The sequence below is a fragment of the Domibacillus sp. DTU_2020_1001157_1_SI_ALB_TIR_016 genome, assembly GCF_032341995.1.
Lineage (GTDB): Bacteria > Bacillota > Bacilli > Bacillales > Domibacillaceae > Domibacillus > Domibacillus indicus_A.
The window spans coordinates 2201393-2218398 of record NZ_CP135439.1 but is presented as its reverse complement, the minus strand read 5'-3'; the positions used below and the strand labels follow the sequence as shown (position 1 = coordinate 2218398).

The window sequence follows — 17006 nt, the reverse complement described above, 5'->3', positions numbered from 1 at the left end:
TCCAGGCATCCACGTTAATTAAATTACTAGAGGGGGCATAAAAGAATGAAAAAACGTAATTTTGGTTTTGCAATGTCCATGGTTTTAGCAGCCGGCACAATTTTAGGTGCATGCGGCGGCGGTGAAGAAGCTGATAATAATGGCGGCGGCAACGACGGAGGAGAATCCGATAAGTTTACGGTTGGGATGGTAACAGATGTCGGCGGTGTTGACGATAAATCCTTTAACCAATCTGCCTGGGAAGGGCTTCAGGCATTCGGTAAAGAAAACAATCTTGAAAAAGGTACGGATGGTTTTGATTACATTCAATCAAAAAGCGATGCCGATTACAAAACAAACTTGAATACTGCAGTTCGAAATGGCTTTGATTTAACGTATGGTATTGGTTATAAGTTAAAACCAGCCATTGAAGAAGTGGCAAAACAGCGGAAAAACAGCCAGTTTGCGATTGTGGATGATGTGGTAGAAGGTTTAGATAACGTGACAAGCATTACCTTCAAAGAAAATGAAGGTTCATTCCTTGTTGGGGTAGTAGCAGGCCTTCAAACAAAAACAGACAAAGTCGGATTTATTGGCGGAGTTGAAAGTGAACTGATCGACAAATTTGCCGGCGGTTTTGAAGCCGGTGTCAAAGCTGTAAATCCAGACGCGGACGTTGTTATTGAATATGCCGGTGCATTTGATAAAGCGGATAAAGGCCAGCAAATGGCATCTGCTATGTACTCTTCCGGTGCTGATATCATTTACCACGCAGCAGGCGGCACAGGAAACGGCGTATTTTCAGAAGCGAAAAGCTTAAAACAAAAAGATCCAAGCAAAGAAATCTGGGTCATCGGTGTTGACCGCGACCAGGCAGAAGAAGGAAAAGTAACAGCAGGCGGCAAGGAAATGAATGTAACGCTGACTTCTATGGTTAAGCGTGTAGACCTTGCTGTTCAAGACGTGGCAACAAAAGCCCAAAACGGTGAATTCCCGGGCGGCGAAGTGATTGAGTATGGTCTTGAGGCAAACGGTGTAAGCATTGCGCCAACACAGGATAACTTAACAGAAGAATCAAAAGCTGCTGTAAAGGAATGGACAGATAAAATTAAAAATGGTGAAGTTGAAGTGCCAACAAAACCAAGCGGAAAATAATCCGTTTAGCGGATGCCGGACTGAACGCCGGCATCCCTTTTTAAAGATGACGGGAGTATAGACAAGCTATACTGCCTTGATTTTTAAAAAATTTTGCTCATAAGGTCAGACATCCTACTGGATTATAAGCGTTTTAAAAAGGAGAGTGAGAAAGATGGATTATGTAATCGAAATGCTTGGCATTCGAAAAGAATTTAACGGATTCGTGGCGAACGATAATATTACGTTGCAGCTCGCCAAAGGAGAAATTCATGCTCTTCTCGGTGAAAATGGAGCGGGAAAATCGACCTTAATGAATGTACTTTTCGGTCTTTATCAGCCAGAAGCAGGACGCATTCGGGTAAATGGACAGGACGTTCACATCACTGATCCGAATAAAGCGAACGATTTAGGCATTGGCATGGTGCATCAGCATTTTATGCTGGTGGACACGTTCACTGTAACGGAAAATATTGTGCTGGGCAATGAGCCGAAGAAATTCGGAACGGTAAATATGAAAAAAGCTGAACAAAAGGTGCGGGAATTGTCAGAGCAGTATGGTCTTTCGGTTGATCCGACAGCGAAAATTGCGGATATTTCAGTGGGTATGCAGCAACGTGTCGAAATCTTAAAAACACTATACCGCGGTGCGGAAATCTTAATTTTTGATGAACCAACCGCCGTCTTGACGCCGCAGGAAATCAAAGAATTGATTGGAATTATGCGTGCGCTCATTAAAGAAGGAAAATCAATTATTCTCATTACGCACAAATTAAAAGAAATTATGGAAGTATGTGACCGGGTAACGGTTATTCGAAAAGGAAAAGGAATTGGCACGGTAGACGTATCGGAAACAAATCCGAATCATTTAGCGAGCTTAATGGTGGGCCGCGATGTCACCTTTACGACTGAGAAGACGGAAGCCGCTCCAGCTCATAATGTGCTCGAGGTACGTGGACTTTCGGTAAACGATTCACGCGGTGTCCCAGCGGTGCGCAATTTAAACCTCGATGTGCGGGCCGGTGAAATTGTCGGTATTTGCGGTGTAGACGGCAACGGCCAAACAGAATTAATCGAAGCCATTACAGGACTTCGAAAAGCAGCTGAGGGCTCTATTCAGCTGAATGGCAAAGATATTACAGGCTTTAAGCCGCGGAAGGTAACCGAAGCCGGTGTTGGGCATATTCCGCAGGATCGGCACAAGCATGGGTTAGTGCTTGACTACCCGATTGGCACGAACATCGTCCTTCAAACGTATTATCAAAAGCCGTATTCAAAAGCGGGAATTATGAATTATAAAGAAGTGTACAAAAAAGCAACCACGCTGATCAAGGAATTTGACGTGCGGACGCCGTCTGAGACAACGCTGGCACGGGCTCTTTCAGGCGGGAACCAGCAAAAAGCCATTATCGGCCGGGAAGTGGATCGTAATCCCGACCTTTTAATTGCCGCCCAGCCGACACGCGGACTTGACGTCGGAGCAATTGAATTTATTCACCGCCGTCTTATCGAACAGCGTGACAATGGAAAAGCAGTTTTGCTTCTTTCATTTGAGCTTGATGAAATTATGAATGTATCAGACCGGATCGCGGTTATTTATGAAGGGCAGATTGTCGCCAACGTGGATCCGAAAACAACAACAGAACAGGAACTCGGCCTCCTGATGGCCGGATCAAAGAAGGGAGCGGATGAGCGTGTCTAAAAATTGGACTGTATTGGCAGTTCCGGTTATTTCCGTTCTGCTCGGCCTGCTTGCGGGGGCCATTATTATGCTGGTCAGTGGAAACGATCCAGCAGCGGGGTATGCCGCCTTATGGAACGGGGCATTCGGTGATTCGTTTTATACAGGTGAAACATTGCGCCAAATGACGCCATATGTATTTGCAGGTCTTGCCGTTGCATTCGCTTTCCGAACAGGTTTATTTAATATCGGGGTAGAAGGACAGCTTCTTGTCGGATGGCTTGCTTCGGTGTGGGTTGGTCTGGCATTTGAGCTTCCTAAATTCATTCATCTGCCGCTCGCTATTTTGGCGGGGGCGGCTGCAGGAGCGGCCTGGGGCTTTATTCCCGGCTTCCTAAAAGCGCGCCTGCGTGTACATGAAGTTATTGTAACCATTATGATGAACTACACAGCGCTTCACGTAACAAACTACCTTATCCGTGACGTAATCAGCGACGGTGCGGATGCAACAGATCCTGTGCATGAAACAGCCAGCCTTCAATCGGAGTTTCTGCAAAGTATAACAGATTTTTCATCACTTCATAACGGAATTTATTTAGCAGTTGTGGCTGCCATTGTGATGTGGTTTATGCTGGAAAAAACAACGCTTGGCTATGAGCTGCGTGCAGTTGGTTACAACCAGCATGCCTCTGAATATGCCGGTATGAGTGTAAACCGGAACATTATTTTGTCCATGGTCATTTCAGGCGCATTTGCCGGTATTGGCGGCTCCATGCAGGGGCTTGGTACATTTGGCAATATGTTTATTAACTCCGGATTTTCCGGTATCGGTTTTGACGGTATCGCCGTTGCGCTTTTGGGAGGAAATACAGCGATCGGCGTTGTGCTGGCGGCTCTTTTGTTCGGTGCATTAAAAGTAGGCTCATTGAATATGCCAATCGAATCAGGCGTGCCGAATGAGCTCGTTGAAATTGTCATTGCGCTGATTATTTTCTTTGTAGCATCAAGCTATATGATTACCTGGCTTCTAGGCCGCTTTAAAAAGAAGGAGGCGAAATAAATGGATGCGTTAACGATCATTGCGTTAATCGTTTCTTCGTCCTTGTTCGCAGCTACACCGCTTATTTTCACGGCACTTGGCGGCGTATTTTCGGAAAAATCCGGCGTTGTAAACATCGGCCTGGAGGGACTGATGATTATCGGCGCATTTACAGCAATTGTTTTTAACTTAACATTTGCTGATACATTTGGCAGTGCAACACCTTGGGTTGCGCTTCTGGCGGCCATGCTTGCCGGAGGATTACTGTCGCTGCTTCATGGTTTGGCGTCTATTACGTTCCGGGCCGATCAAGTTGTCAGCGGGGTCGCCATTAACTTCCTCGCGCTCGGCCTGTCCCTGTTTCTTGTGAAACTGCTGTATGACAAAGGCCAGACAGACATGATCAAAATGAATTTTATTAAAAAAGATATTCCTTTTTTAAGTGATATCCCTGTCATTGGTGATATTTTCTTTAGCGACATTGCAAGACCAACTATATTAGCTTTTGCGATCGCCATTATTTCCTGGTTTGTGCTGTACAAAACACCGTTTGGCCTGCGTCTCCGCTCTGTTGGGGAGCATCCGATGGCGGCTGACACAATGGGCGTAAATGTGGCCAAAACACGCTATATCGCCGTGTTTATTTCGGGACTTCTCGGCGGTCTTGGTGGCGCGGTGTATGCCCAGTCTATTTCACTGGATTTCAGCCACGCTACCATTACCGGCCAGGGCTTTATGGCACTTGCAGCCATGATCTTTGGAAAGTGGCATCCACTTGGCGCGATGGGAGCAGCTATTTTCTTTGGCTTTGCCCAAAGCCTCAGTATTGTCAGCTCGAACATTCCGTTTTTGCAGGACGTTCCAGACGTCTACCTGCTGATTGCTCCATATGTGCTGACCATTTTAGCATTGGCCGGCTTTATCGGACGTGCTGACGCACCGAAAGCATCCGGTACACCGTATGTTAAAGGAAGCAGATAAAAAAGAGTTCCGCTATATGCGGGATTCTTTTTTTTGCTTTAGGTCATAGCCTTTTGTTTACCTTTTACATCATTCTTTAAAACAGAAGGAGAAAAGGTGATTAAAAACGCCTGCTTTTTCTCATACTGTTTTTAAAGTTCGTACATGTTGACAGGTATATCCTGCCCAAATTCTTCATTATATATAAGGTTTTTGTTTCCTTTAAGACATTATATTTCCTATAGGAAGATAGTGAAGATATACTAGTAAAAGGTATTCAGCAACTGGATGCAGAGGAGGAATTCGATGGAAACGACACGTGAACAGACATTTGCTAAACCAGGATATAATATTCACACGATTGAAACGGAAAAATTTAAAACAAATACGATTATTATTAAAATGAGGGCGCCTCTCCAGAAAGAGACCGTGACGATGCGTGCACTTTTGCCGCATGTTTTGCAGTCCGGCACCGAAAATGCGCCGTCAGCAGCTGCTTTTCGCACAGAGCTGGATGAACTATACGGTGCATTGTTTTTTTCAGATTCCGCAAAAAAAGGAAACGAGCATGTGCTTACCTTTACAATGGAAGCAGCCAATGAAAAGTATCTACACGGCGAGAATGGTTTGTTCGACCGGGCGCTTACACTTTTGGCCGACGTACTGTTTCGTCCCCATTTAAAAGAAGGGGTTTTCCCGGACAAAGTCGTTCAGCAGGAAAAACGGAGCCTGGAGCAGCGGATCCGGTCCATTTATGATGATAAAACCCGTTATGCTTCACTTAAGCTTGTGGAAGAAATGTACGGAGATGATCCGTATGCATTGCCAGCCGGCGGCTTATTGGAAAAAGTGGGTTCGATTGATGCAACATCACTATATACGTATTACCAAAAAGCGCTTGCAGAAGATATCATTGATATTTTCGTGATTGGTGATGTGAAAGCAGAAGAAGTAGCTGCCAAAATCGAGTCGCATCTTCCGTTCCAAAATCGGACTGCAGCACCTGTCCAAACAGAGCCGGGCGCGGTCACTCAGGAAGGACGCGAAATTCATGAAAAGCAGGATATCAATCAAGGCAAGCTGAACATCGGCTGCCGTACAACCATTACGTATGGAGATCCGCAATTTGTCGCCATGCAGGTCGCGAATGGCATATTTGGTGCTTTTTCCCACTCGAAATTGTTTATGAATGTGCGTGAAAAAGAAAGTCTTGCGTATTACGCGGCAAGCCGTCTCGACAGTCATAAAGGCTTTGTGGCGATGCTTGCGGGTATTGATCAAAAAAATTATGAAAAAACAGTCCGCATCATGAAAGAACAGCTGGAAGAAATGAAAAAAGGCCATATTTCCGATCTGGAAATGAATCAAACAAAGGCACTCTTGAAAAACCAGCTGCAGGAATCAGCCGATACAGCGCGTGGCTTGGTAGAAGTGCTTTACCATAACCTCGCATCGGGGACAAAGCGCCCAATCAATCAGTGGCTGGAAGAGATTGATGCTGTGACAAAAGAACAGGCAGCAGCGGCCGCCCAAACCATTACGATTGATACGGTGTACTTTTTGTCAGGCAAGGAGGAAGAGTGATGGAGAAAACAGTTTTTGACCAAATGAATGAAACGGTTTATCATGAACAGCTCGACAATGGGCTTAATGTGTATATCCTTCCGAAAAAAGGGTTTAATAAAACGTACGTAACCTTTACAACAAACTACGGATCGATCGATAATGACTTTATCCCAAATGGAGAAACAGAATTTATTCATGTGCCAGACGGCATTGCCCATTTTCTTGAACACAAAATGTTTGAAAAAGCAGACGGCGATGTATTTCAAAAATTCAGCAGCCAGGGGGCATCAGCAAATGCCTTTACTTCTTTTACGCGGACGGCTTATTTGTTTTCAGCCACATCCAACATAAAAGAAAACACAGAAACATTGATTGATTTTGTTCAAGATCCTTATTTTACAGAACAAACGGTCGAGAAAGAAAAAGGCATCATCGGCCAGGAAATCCGGATGTATGATGATAATCCGGACTGGCGCGTATATTTTGGCTTAATTGAAAATTTATATAAAGACCATCCCGTAAAAATTGATATTGCCGGCACGGTCGAATCCATTGCCGATATTACCAAAGACCACCTTTACACGTGCTACAACACGTTTTATCATCCAGTCAACATGTCGCTGTTTATTGTTGGACCGGTGGATGCTGATGAAATGATGGCTTTCGTGAAAGAAAACCAATCGAAAAAGTCTTTTCCGGAGCCCGTTCCAGTTGAGCGGCGGTTCCCTGAAGAGGCTGAAAAAGCAGGTCTTGAGCATAAAGAGATCCGCATGAGTGTGAATACGCCAAAATGCGAAGTAGGCTTTAAAATGCCCGCCTCAGACCGCACAGGCAAGGATAAGCTGCGGGAAGAACTGGCGGCAAGCCTTTTGCTTGAAATGCTGTTTGGCAGAACAGCCGAGTTTTATGAAAAAGCGTACGAATCTGGCTTGATTGACGACACGTTCGGCTTTGACTACACAGCAGAACGAGGATTCAGCTTCGCGCTTGTCGGCGGGGATTCCAATGATCCGAATACGCTGGCTGAGCGCATTCAAACACAGCTGTTAGAAGCAAAAGAAGGCGGTCATTTAACAGACGAAGCGTTTGAGCGTGCCCGCAAAAAGAAAATCGGAGCTACCCTCCGCGCGTTTAACTCTCCTGAATACATTGCCAACCAATTTACGCGCTATCAGTTCAATGAACTGAATTTATTTGATACAGTACCGGTATTAGAAGAAATGACCCTTCAGGATGTGACTGCTTTTGCAAAAGAAATGATTCAAGCTGAACGTTTTTCTTCCTGCTTTGTACTGCCAAAAGAGACGGCATAAATGGAAAAAACAGTGTTAATTACCGGGGCATCCGGCGGCATCGGCCGTGCCATTGCTTTGAAAATGGCCGCCTCAGGCTGGGATACCATTCTTCACTACAGCCGCAACGAAGAATCGGTGCGCGGGGCGGCACAAACCATTCAAAAAATGGGCAGAGAAGCTTTGACGGTTCAAGCGGATTTAACAAACCGGCAGGAGGTCCAGCGCCTGGCAGAAGCATCTCAGTCAGCTGAAGCGCTCATTTTTGCCGCTGGCATGAGCCAGTACAGCCTGCTCCAGGATGTCTCAGATGAAGAAATGGAACGGCTGTGGCTTGTTCATGTAAAAGCGCCGATGATTTTATCGAGAGAGCTGCTGCCGGCTTTGCTTCGGAAAGCGCCGGCTTCCATCACGTTTATTTCGTCGGTCTGGGGTGAAACGGGTGCTTCGTGTGAATCCGTTTATTCTGCTGTAAAAGGCGCTCAGATTGCTTTTGCCAAAGCGCTGTCGAAAGAGCTAGGTCCGTCCCGAATTCGTGTAAATGCGATTGCACCTGGTGCAGTAGACACACCGATGAACAGCGAATTTTCCCAGGAGGAAAAAGAGGAAATCGCTTCAGATATCCCGCTTGGTCGTTTTGCTCTTCCCGATGAAATTGCTTCGGCGGCTTCCTTTTTATCTTCCAGCGAAGCCGGTTACATTACCGGCCACACGCTGTCGGTAAATGGTGGATGGTACGCATAAATTCGTGCGCCGGGTACACACTAAAGAGGATTCTTACTTGAAAAGGAGGATGCTCAACATGTCTGTACTCGATAATTGGCAGGAATGGAAAAAATTTCTAGGTAACCGTATGGATAATGCTCTGCACCGTGGTATGCCGGAAGAAGCAATTAACAAATTGGCATATGAGATCGGTGACTACTTGCAAGCAAATGTAGAACCAAAAAATGAGCAAGAGCGTGTGTTAGCCGATTTATGGTCTGTTGCTGATGAATCTGAGCAAAAAGTCCTGGCGTCATGCATGATGAAACTCGTTCAAAAATAATACAAAAGCGAACCCTTTCCAGCTGTCTGAAGCTGGAAAGGGTTTTCTTTTGACTTGTGCTTTTAAAAATACATAATATCCTTTATTATAGTAAAAGGATCCATGGCTGCACTATACAAGCCGTGCTGGAGGAATATGATGGTAAAAAAAGAATATTACCTTGAATACAAAATTAAAAAAAACCGTCCCGGCCTGCTCGGGGATATTTCTTCCCTGCTGGGCATGCTGTCGATTAATATTGTAACGATTAATGGTGTGGATGATCAAAACCGCGGTTTATTAATGCGTGCGGAAAGTGAAGACCAAATCAAGCGTCTTGAATCTATTTTGCGCACAATGGACACGATTGAGATTGTGAAACTGAGGGAGCCGAAGCTGCGAGATCGAATGGCGGTGCGCCACGGCCGTTATATTGAACGTGATGCGGATGATCGGAAAACTTTTCGCTTTGTACGAAGTGAGCTTGGACTTCTGGTTGATTTTATGGCAGAATTGTACAAAATGGATGGCCATCGATTAATTGGTATTCGTGGCATGCCAAGAGTGGGGAAAACGGAATCTATCGTCGCGGCTAGTGTATGTGCGAACAAAAAATGGCTGTTCATGTCGTCCACCATGATTAAACAGACCGTTCGTGAACAACTGCTTCGTGATGAATACAGCCCAAAGAATATCTTTATTCTTGATGGAGTGATCTCAGCCAAACGTGCCGGTGAAAAGCATTGGCAGCTTATTCGGGAAGTGATGCAGCTTCCGGCTGTAAAAGTGGTAGAGCACCCGGATGTATTTGCAGAAAACAGTCACTACTCAATCGACGATTTTGACTATATTATCGAGCTGCGCAATGAACCGGACGAAGAGATTACATATGAGGCAGTCGAAAAAAATAACCTATTTCAGGACTCGGAGTTCGGTGGGTTTAACTTTTAATATTGGAAGGTGTTATGGGTGACAGAATTAGGGAGAAGATTGAAGGAAGCGCGCGAAGCAAAAGGAATGTCACTTTCTGATGTTCAGGAAACCACAAAAATTCAAAAACGGTATCTTGAAGGTATTGAAGAAGGCACATACGACATTATGCCGGGCAAGTTTTATGTCCGGGCATTTATTAAGCAATATGCGGAAGCGGTCGGTTTAAATGCAGAACAACTATTTGAAGAATTTAAAAGCGAGGTGCCGTCTTCTAGCGAAGATGAAGTGCCGCTTCGTCCAACGGGCGCCGCTTTGTCTGAGCAAAAAACACGCGTTGATGCATCAAAGCCCGTTCGGGAATCTTCTAAATGGCTTGATTATCTGCCAAAGATTTTAGTAGGGGCGTTTATCATTGGCGCGATTGCACTCGTTTATGTGCTTATTCCAAAAAGCGGTTCAGAAAGTGATCCGGCTGTAGAGGAAGAGGTACAAGTAGAAGAGCCGCAAACAGAGAAGCCGGCTGTGGAAGAAACACCGGCAACTGAGGAAAAACCAGCTGAGGAAGAAAAAGCAGAACCGGCTAAACCAGCTGCACCGGCTCAAACACTTTCAGCCGTATCTACAAGTGGACGCCAGACGGTTTATGAGCTTTCCGGAGCGGACAAGCTAGAAATTGCTGTTGCTTCCAAAGGAGAAACATGGATCGAAATTACGGACGGAAGCGGCAAAAGCTATTTCAGCGGCATGCTTGCAAAAGGACAAACGCAAACACATAATATGACCGGTCAAAAAGAAGCGAAGATTAAAGTCGGCTTTGCCCCGGATACCGTTATTACGGTGAATGGACAGGCGCTTGCATACAAACTGCCGGCAGACAGCCAGGTGCTGCAGGATATTATCATTCGCCCGAAAGCACAATAACGGTCGTTTCTGGAGGGAACAGTTTTGAATTTACCTAATAAAATTACCATTTCACGTATTTTAATGATTCCATTCTTTATCTTAATTATGTCGGTTGATTTTGGATGGGGAACAATACGGGTTTTGGGAACGAATATGCCGGTCGAGCATTTTGTCGGAGCAATTCTTTTTATCATTGCTTCAACGACAGATTGGATTGACGGCTACATTGCAAGAAAGTACAACCTGGTAACGAATTTCGGCAAGTTTCTGGATCCATTGGCAGACAAACTGCTTGTATCAGCAGCGCTTATTTTGCTTGTGGAACTGCAGCTCGCACCTGCGTGGATTGTCATCGCTATTATTTGCCGTGAGTTTGCGGTAACAGGGCTTCGCCTCATTCTGGCGGAAACCGGCGAAGTGGTGGCAGCGAATACGCTTGGGAAGATTAAAACGTGGACGCAGATTGTGGCCATTGCCGTTTTGCTGCTGCATAATGCGCCATTTGAAAGTATAGGCTTTCCATTTGGCGATATTATGCTGTGGGTGGCCCTGTTCTTCACGCTTTGGTCCGGCTGGGATTACTTTAAGTTAAACAAAGATGTTTTTAAAGACTCGAAATGAGCAAAGAGGCACCCTGGATTCTCCACGGTGCCTTTCGCTTACTAAAAAGGAGTGTATACATAAAATGAATGCAGAAATTATCGCAGTAGGATCTGAATTATTGCTTGGCCAGATTACCAATACCAATGCCCGCTTCCTGTCTCAGCATCTGGCGGAAATCGGCGTAAACGTTTATTATCATACGGTCGTCGGCGATAATGAGCAGCGTTTAGTGGACGCCGTTCAGCTTGCACAAAAACGGGCGGATTTAATCGTGTTTTCAGGCGGCCTCGGTCCGACAAAAGACGACTTAACAAAAGAAACCATTGCCCGTTTAATTGGTAAGACGCTCGAATACAACGAAGAAGCGCTTGAAAGTATCGAGGCGTACTTTCAAAAAACCGGCCGTATCATGACGGAAAACAATAAAAAACAAGCGCTCGTGATTGAAGGCAGCATTGTGCTTCCAAACGATAACGGCATGGCTCCGGGAATGTTTGCAAAAACAGGCGACACATATTATATGCTTCTTCCGGGTCCGCCGCGTGAAATGCAGCCGATGTTTACGAACTACGGCCGCGCTGAAATTTTAAAGACAATGGAAAAAGTAGAGCGCATTGAGTCGCGCGTACTGCGGTTTTTCGGCATTGGCGAATCAGCCCTTGAAACGGAAATTGATGATATTTTAGTAAAGCAGACCAATCCGACGATTGCTCCGCTCGCAGGAGACGGAGAAGTTATTTTGCGAATTACGGCCAAGCATGAATCGTTAGCAGAAGCAGAACGTTTGATTCAACAGGCAGAAGACGACATTTTAAAGCGAGTCGGTGCTTTTTTCTATGGCTATGGAGAAACGACGATCGCGGCTGAACTGGCGGCGAAATTAAAAGAAAAGCAAGTGACGGTTGCTGCTGCAGAAAGCTTAACCGGCGGCTTGTTTTCGGGTGAACTTACAGCAATCCCTGGTACAAGCGCTGTTGTAAAAGGCGGCATCGTTTGTTACACAAACGAAGTGAAAAATAAGGTGCTGGGGGTAAAAAGTGAAACGTTAGCGGCTCATGGGGCAGTCAGCGCAGAATGTGCAAAAGAATTGGCTGAAAACGTTCGTGAGCTGTGCGGCGCTGACATCGGCATTTCTTTCACAGGAGCAGCGGGGCCGGACCCATTAGAAGGGCACGAGCCGGGCACGGTCTTCCTGGCGATTGCGTTTGCAGGGCGGCAGACCATTGTTCATCCGCTGAAAATGGCTGGAAGCCGGGCCGGCATCCGCAAGCGTACAGTCAAATATGGCTGCCACTATTTGCTTGCTTTGCTTGATGAAGCCGAGCAGGGCTGAAAAGGGCGTTTTTCGAAGAACCGAGCGTTGTGATTCCTGGCTGGCAGAAGACCGGAAAGCCGACTTGGCACGGCAGTTTTATAGACAAAAAAATTCTTCATAAATGCAGGTCCGCCGGTAGTTCCGGCGGGCTTTTTTAATAGGTTTCGTGGTATAATAAGAAAGCAGTAACCCGGTTGAAGCAAATAAAAATCTTCAACTGATCTTCTTTTTCTTCATAGCTTTTTACTCAATTCTATCTCTTCATTCCACAAGCATATTCCAACTTTAGGAAGGGTGAAAAAATCGAATAAATGTTCGTTTTTTGCTTGTAATTCACCGCCAATTAAGGTATAGTTAAAGCAGGTTAAAACACCAACCGGCATAACAGCTGTTCCCATATAGATACACATTTTAGAGGAGGAATTTTATAGTGAACGATCGTCAGGCTGCCTTAGATATGGCACTTAAACAAATTGAAAAACAATTCGGTAAAGGCTCGGTTATGAAGCTTGGTGAGCAGGCAGAGCGCCGTGTGTCCACTACACCGAGTGGATCGCTTGCACTTGACTCCGCCCTTGGAGTAGGCGGCTATCCTCGCGGGCGTGTTGTCGAAATCTATGGACCGGAAAGCTCTGGTAAAACAACGGTTGCTCTTCACGCGATTGCAGAAGTACAGGCAAAAGGCGGACAAGCTGCTTTTATCGATGCTGAGCATGCGCTTGATCCGGTTTATGCACAGAAACTTGGCGTAAACATCGATGAGCTTCTTCTATCACAGCCGGATACAGGTGAGCAGGCACTTGAAATTGCAGAAGCTCTTGTACGCAGCGGCGCGATTGATATTATCGTAGTTGACTCGGTAGCTGCACTTGTACCAAAAGCGGAAATTGAAGGCGAAATGGGTGCGTCGCACGTCGGCTTGCAGGCACGTTTGATGTCGCAGGCGCTTCGTAAATTATCAGGTGCGATCAATAAATCAAACACGATCGCGATCTTTATCAATCAGATCCGTGAAAAAGTAGGGATTATGTTCGGAAACCCGGAAACAACTCCAGGTGGACGTGCGCTTAAATTCTACAGCTCTATTCGTCTTGAAGTAAGACGTGCAGAAGCGTTGAAACAAGGGAATGACATTGTCGGAAACAAAACAAAAATCAAAGTCGTGAAAAACAAAGTGGCACCGCCGTTCCGCGTAGCCGAAGTAGATATTATGTACGGAGAAGGCATCTCGCGTGAAGGGGAAATCATCGACCTTGGTTCTGAAGAAGATATTGTGGAAAAAAGCGGCGCCTGGTATTCATACAATGGTGAACGTCTTGGACAGGGCCGTGAAAATGCGAAACAGTTCTTGAAAGAAAATCCAGATGTACGTCACGAGATTATGATGAAAATCCGTGAGCGTTATGGATTGGACAATGTTCAGGATCTTCCGCCGGCGGAAGAAGACAACGGAGCGGATACGTTGTTTAACGAAGAATAAGAGAAAAAGCAGGAGAGCGGGTCAGCCCGTTTTCCTGCTTTTTTGTTAGGCTCTTCCGAAATCAGGGGTTTCATGGAGAAAACCTTGACAATGAAATTTTACACCGATAAAATTAAACTTGTATATTTGACATTTTTTATCTTGAAAATGGAAATGTAGTGCTGTTTGTTTCATAACTTATGCGACAGCAGCCAACATGTGAAGCACATGACAATTATTTATAGCAAGAGGAGGTGAAATGATGGAACCCATTACAATCATCTCCATTTTGCTTGGCCTTATCATTGGTGTCGTTGTTGGCTATTTTGTAAGAAAATCAATTGCCGAATCGAAAATTGCAGGCGCGCGCAGCGTTGCTGACCAGATTGTTGAAGATGCAAAGCGGGAAGCGGAAGCGTCGAAAAAAGAAGCTCTTTTAGAGGCAAAAGATGAAATTCATAAATTGCGCACGGAAACAGAGCATGAACTCCGTGAAAGACGAAATGAATTGCAAAAACAAGAAAACCGCCTCCTTCAAAAAGAAGAAAACCTTGATCGAAAGGATGAATCCCTGAATAAACGGGAAGAAACTCTTGAAAACAAAGAGGCATCGTTAAACACAAGACAACAACATATTGAAGAGATGGACAGCAAAGTGGATGAGATGGTGAAAAAGCAGCAATCCGAGCTTGAGCGAATTTCCGCTCTGACACGTGAAGATGCACGCTCCATCATTTTAGAACGGACGGAACAGGAATTATCCCACGATATTGCAATCATGGTGAAAGAAAATGAACAACGTGCGAAGGAAGAATCTGATAAAAAAGCACGTGAAGTACTATCCCTTGCCATCCAGCGCTGTGCAGCTGACCATGTGGCAGAAACGACCGTATCCGTCGTTTCACTGCCAAATGATGAAATGAAAGGGCGCATTATCGGGCGCGAGGGGCGGAATATCCGTACACTTGAAACGCTTACCGGTATCGATTTAATTATCGATGATACGCCTGAAGCTGTCATCCTTTCCGGCTTTGATCCAATTCGCCGTGAAACGGCCCGCATTGCGTTGGAGAAATTGGTGCAGGATGGACGTATTCATCCGGCGCGTATCGAGGAAATGGTCGATAAAGCCCGGCGTGAATTGGATGAGCATATTCGTGAAATTGGCGAACAAACCACATTTGATGTCGGCGTCCATGGATTGCATCCAGATCTCATCAAAATTCTCGGCCGCTTGAAATACCGGACAAGCTATGGGCAAAACGTACTGAAACACTCGATCGAAGTGGCTTATCTTTCCGGCTTACTGGCAGCGGAGCTTGGTGAAGATGAAACACTTGCCCGCCGAGCAGGCCTGCTTCATGACATCGGTAAAGCAGTTGATCATGAAGTAGAAGGCAGCCACGTTGAAATCGGTGTAGAACTTGGTCAAAAGTATAAAGAACATCCTGTTGTCATCAACAGCATTGCTTCCCACCACGGTGACACAGAGCCAACATCTGTTATTGCCGTTCTTGTTGCAGCAGCAGATGCCTTATCTGCCGCACGACCGGGTGCGCGAAGCGAAACACTTGAAAATTACATCCGTCGTTTGGAAAAACTGGAAGAAATTTCAGAATCATACGATGGTGTTGAAAAATCATTTGCCATTCAAGCGGGACGCGAAGTACGTATTATGGTGAAACCGGAGCAAATTGATGATTTGCAGGCTCACCGTCTTGCACGCGATATTCGCAAACGAATTGAAGGGGAGCTCGATTATCCGGGCCATATTAAAGTAACCGTTATTCGTGAAACGAGAGCAGTTGAATACGCAAAATAAGTGAAAGCGGTGTGCGAAAATCACACCGCTTTTCTTTTTTAACAAGAAGAAAGAAGGAGAAATATGGATTTATTATTTGTTGGGGACGTTGTCGGCTCCCCGGGGCGTGATATGGTAAGTGAGTACGTGCCGAAATTAAAGAAAAAGTACCGCCCGGCTATTACGATCATTAACGGTGAAAATGCAGCGGCGGGACGCGGCATTACAGAAAAAATTTATAAAACCTTTATGCAGGATGGTGCCAACGTCGTCACACTCGGCAACCATGCATGGGACAATCGGGATATATTTAATTTTATTGATGGGGCAAAATGGCTCGTCCGTCCGGCGAACTTTCCTGCATCCGTTCCAGGAAAAGGGATTTCTTATGTGCCGGCCGGTGAATTCGAAGTAGCGGTTATTAATTTACAAGGCCGCGTATTTATGAACGACCTGGACTGCCCTTTTCAAAAAGCAGACCAGCTTGTAGAAGAAGCGAGAAAGCGGACGCCGTTTATTTTTGTTGATTTCCATGCGGAAACAACAAGCGAGAAGCAGGCAATGGGCTGGTTTTTAGATGGACGGGTAACTGCTGTTGTCGGCACTCATACACATGTACAAACAGCAGACAACCGGGTGCTGCCAGGCGGAACCGCTTATTTAACGGATGTAGGCATGACAGGGCCGTACGACGGGATTTTAGGCATGGAAAGAGAAACGATTATCCAGAAGTTTCAAAACCAGCTCCCGGCTCGATTCGAGGTGCCGAAAGAAGGACGTACCCAATTATCAGCATGTCTCATTCAAACAGACCGGAAAACAGGACGTGCCAAGTCGATAGAGCGTATTTTAATTAACGATGATCACCCTTTTCACGATTATTGATTCATAGCCCTTCTTCCTTTGAATATATATGAAAGACGAATGGAGGCTTTAGAAGGGGGATTAGGGAATGGATGTGTTAAAAGTTTCATCAAAATCAAACCCGAATTCGGTCGCAGGTGCGCTGGCCGGAACCATGCGGGAAAAAGGCAGTGCAGAAATACAAGCCGTCGGAGCAGGCGCCTTGAATCAGGCGGTTAAAGCAGTCGCTATTGCGAGAGGATTTGTCGCACCTGGCGGCATCGATCTTATTTGTATCCCCGCTTTTACAAGTATTGTAATCGCGGGAGAAGCGCGAACGGCAATGAAATTAATTGTTCAATCCCGATAAGCATTCCAGCCAAATGGCTGGAATGCTTTTTAAGTGGAGCCCCCTCGAAACACCATAAAACACACAAAAAGACATTTTTTACTGATGGAGCATTCGTATAG

17 protein-coding genes are annotated in these 17006 nt (G+C 45.6%); 16 read left to right on the top strand and 1 reads right to left on the bottom strand.

Annotated elements, in window-relative coordinates; all coding sequences use genetic code 11:
- Window positions 1–45: 45 nt before the first annotated feature.
- The 12 genes from RRU94_RS19340 to RRU94_RS19285 all read left to right on the top strand — a co-directional run bounded on the left by RRU94_RS19340 (window position 46) and on the right by RRU94_RS19285 (window position 12450).
- Window positions 46–1134, top strand: a complete 1089-nt coding sequence (locus tag RRU94_RS19340; RefSeq protein ID WP_315692485.1) for a BMP family lipoprotein — start codon at window positions 46–48, stop codon at window positions 1132–1134.
- A 154-nt stretch (window positions 1135–1288) separates the two neighbouring features.
- On the top strand, window positions 1289–2815 hold the full coding sequence (locus RRU94_RS19335; protein WP_315692484.1) for an ABC transporter ATP-binding protein: 1527 nt from the start codon (window positions 1289–1291) through the stop codon (window positions 2813–2815).
- A complete protein-coding gene (locus tag RRU94_RS19330) occupies window positions 2802–3854 on the top strand; it encodes an ABC transporter permease (protein WP_410492987.1) in 1053 nt (350 codons plus the stop codon). Before RRU94_RS19335 ends, RRU94_RS19330 begins: the two co-directional genes overlap by 14 nt.
- Window positions 3855–4814, top strand: coding sequence for an ABC transporter permease (locus tag RRU94_RS19325; RefSeq protein WP_315692482.1), 960 nt, complete (start codon window positions 3855–3857; stop codon window positions 4812–4814).
- Window positions 4815–5099: 285 nt separating this feature from the next.
- Window positions 5100–6377 (top strand): EF-P 5-aminopentanol modification-associated protein YfmF, encoded by a 1278-nt coding sequence (gene yfmF / locus RRU94_RS19320; protein ID WP_315692481.1) that lies wholly within the window; start codon window positions 5100–5102, stop codon window positions 6375–6377.
- A complete protein-coding gene (yfmH, locus tag RRU94_RS19315; RefSeq protein ID WP_315692480.1) occupies window positions 6374–7672 on the top strand; it encodes an EF-P 5-aminopentanol modification-associated protein YfmH in 1299 nt (432 codons plus the stop codon). Before yfmF ends, yfmH begins: the two co-directional genes overlap by 4 nt.
- Window positions 7673–8395 (top strand): elongation factor P 5-aminopentanone reductase, encoded by a 723-nt coding sequence (gene ymfI, locus RRU94_RS19310; protein WP_315692479.1) that lies wholly within the window; start codon window positions 7673–7675, stop codon window positions 8393–8395.
- A 58-nt stretch (window positions 8396–8453) separates the two neighbouring features.
- Window positions 8454–8699, top strand: coding sequence for a DUF3243 domain-containing protein (locus RRU94_RS19305; protein WP_315692478.1), 246 nt, complete (start codon window positions 8454–8456; stop codon window positions 8697–8699).
- Between the two features lie 138 nt (window positions 8700–8837).
- Entirely contained in the window at window positions 8838–9629 is a 792-nt protein-coding gene (locus RRU94_RS19300) for a DUF3388 domain-containing protein (protein ID WP_242234486.1), read from the top strand.
- Between the two features lie 18 nt (window positions 9630–9647).
- Window positions 9648–10532 carry a helix-turn-helix domain-containing protein gene (locus tag RRU94_RS19295; RefSeq protein ID WP_315692476.1) on the top strand — a complete coding sequence of 295 codons (885 nt, stop codon included), beginning with the start codon at window positions 9648–9650 and terminating at the stop codon, window positions 10530–10532.
- Between the two features lie 24 nt (window positions 10533–10556).
- Window positions 10557–11135 carry a CDP-diacylglycerol--glycerol-3-phosphate 3-phosphatidyltransferase gene (gene pgsA / locus RRU94_RS19290; RefSeq protein WP_315692475.1) on the top strand — a complete coding sequence of 193 codons (579 nt, stop codon included), beginning with the start codon at window positions 10557–10559 and terminating at the stop codon, window positions 11133–11135.
- Between the two features lie 64 nt (window positions 11136–11199).
- Complete coding sequence (locus tag RRU94_RS19285; RefSeq protein WP_315692474.1) at window positions 11200–12450, top strand: competence/damage-inducible protein A; 1251 nt, start codon at window positions 11200–11202, stop codon at window positions 12448–12450.
- 215 nt (window positions 12451–12665) lie between these two features.
- Here the strand turns inward: RRU94_RS19285 and RRU94_RS19280 are convergent, their stop codons facing one another.
- Window positions 12666–12830: a hypothetical protein gene (locus RRU94_RS19280; protein WP_315692472.1), complete on the bottom strand. Its 165-nt coding sequence runs from the start codon at window positions 12828–12830 to the stop codon at window positions 12666–12668.
- Between the two features lie 32 nt (window positions 12831–12862).
- Here RRU94_RS19280 and recA point away from each other — a divergent pair, with 32 nt between their 5' ends.
- From recA to RRU94_RS19260, 4 genes are all read left to right on the top strand, one after another.
- Window positions 12863–13912 carry a recombinase RecA gene (gene recA, locus RRU94_RS19275; RefSeq protein WP_315692471.1) on the top strand — a complete coding sequence of 350 codons (1050 nt, stop codon included), beginning with the start codon at window positions 12863–12865 and terminating at the stop codon, window positions 13910–13912.
- Window positions 13913–14153: 241 nt separating this feature from the next.
- Entirely contained in the window at window positions 14154–15713 is a 1560-nt protein-coding gene (rny, locus tag RRU94_RS19270) for a ribonuclease Y (RefSeq protein ID WP_251270185.1), read from the top strand.
- Window positions 15714–15776: 63 nt separating this feature from the next.
- A complete protein-coding gene (locus RRU94_RS19265) occupies window positions 15777–16577 on the top strand; it encodes a TIGR00282 family metallophosphoesterase (RefSeq protein WP_315692470.1) in 801 nt (266 codons plus the stop codon).
- A 67-nt stretch (window positions 16578–16644) separates the two neighbouring features.
- The gene (locus RRU94_RS19260; protein WP_050181379.1) at window positions 16645–16905 is read left to right on the top strand and encodes a stage V sporulation protein S; all 261 of its coding nucleotides are present in this window, start codon (window positions 16645–16647) and stop codon (window positions 16903–16905) included.
- Window positions 16906–17006: the final 101 nt, after the last annotated feature.

Bases quoted from the DNA above. Each gene is read 5' to 3' on its own strand.
- RRU94_RS19340 (WP_315692485.1), top strand. From the start codon at position 46: ATGAAAAAACGTAATTTTGGTTTTGCAATGTCCATGGTTTTAGCAGCC.
- RRU94_RS19335 (WP_315692484.1), top strand. From the start codon at position 1,289: ATGGATTATGTAATCGAAATGCTTGGCATTCGAAAAGAATTTAACGGA.
- RRU94_RS19330 (WP_410492987.1), top strand. From the start codon at position 2,802: ATGAGCGTGTCTAAAAATTGGACTGTATTGGCAGTTCCGGTTATTTCC.
- RRU94_RS19325 (WP_315692482.1), top strand. From the start codon at position 3,855: ATGGATGCGTTAACGATCATTGCGTTAATCGTTTCTTCGTCCTTGTTC.
- yfmF (WP_315692481.1), top strand. From the start codon at position 5,100: ATGGAAACGACACGTGAACAGACATTTGCTAAACCAGGATATAATATT.
- ymfI (WP_315692479.1), top strand. From the start codon at position 7,673: ATGGAAAAAACAGTGTTAATTACCGGGGCATCCGGCGGCATCGGCCGT.
- RRU94_RS19305 (WP_315692478.1), top strand. From the start codon at position 8,454: ATGTCTGTACTCGATAATTGGCAGGAATGGAAAAAATTTCTAGGTAAC.
- RRU94_RS19300 (WP_242234486.1), top strand. From the start codon at position 8,838: ATGGTAAAAAAAGAATATTACCTTGAATACAAAATTAAAAAAAACCGT.
- RRU94_RS19285 (WP_315692474.1), top strand. From the start codon at position 11,200: ATGAATGCAGAAATTATCGCAGTAGGATCTGAATTATTGCTTGGCCAG.
- RRU94_RS19280 (WP_315692472.1), bottom strand. From the start codon at position 12,830: ATGGGAACAGCTGTTATGCCGGTTGGTGTTTTAACCTGCTTTAACTAT.
- rny (WP_251270185.1), top strand. From the start codon at position 14,154: ATGGAACCCATTACAATCATCTCCATTTTGCTTGGCCTTATCATTGGT.
- RRU94_RS19265 (WP_315692470.1), top strand. From the start codon at position 15,777: ATGGATTTATTATTTGTTGGGGACGTTGTCGGCTCCCCGGGGCGTGAT.
- RRU94_RS19260 (WP_050181379.1), top strand. From the start codon at position 16,645: ATGGATGTGTTAAAAGTTTCATCAAAATCAAACCCGAATTCGGTCGCA.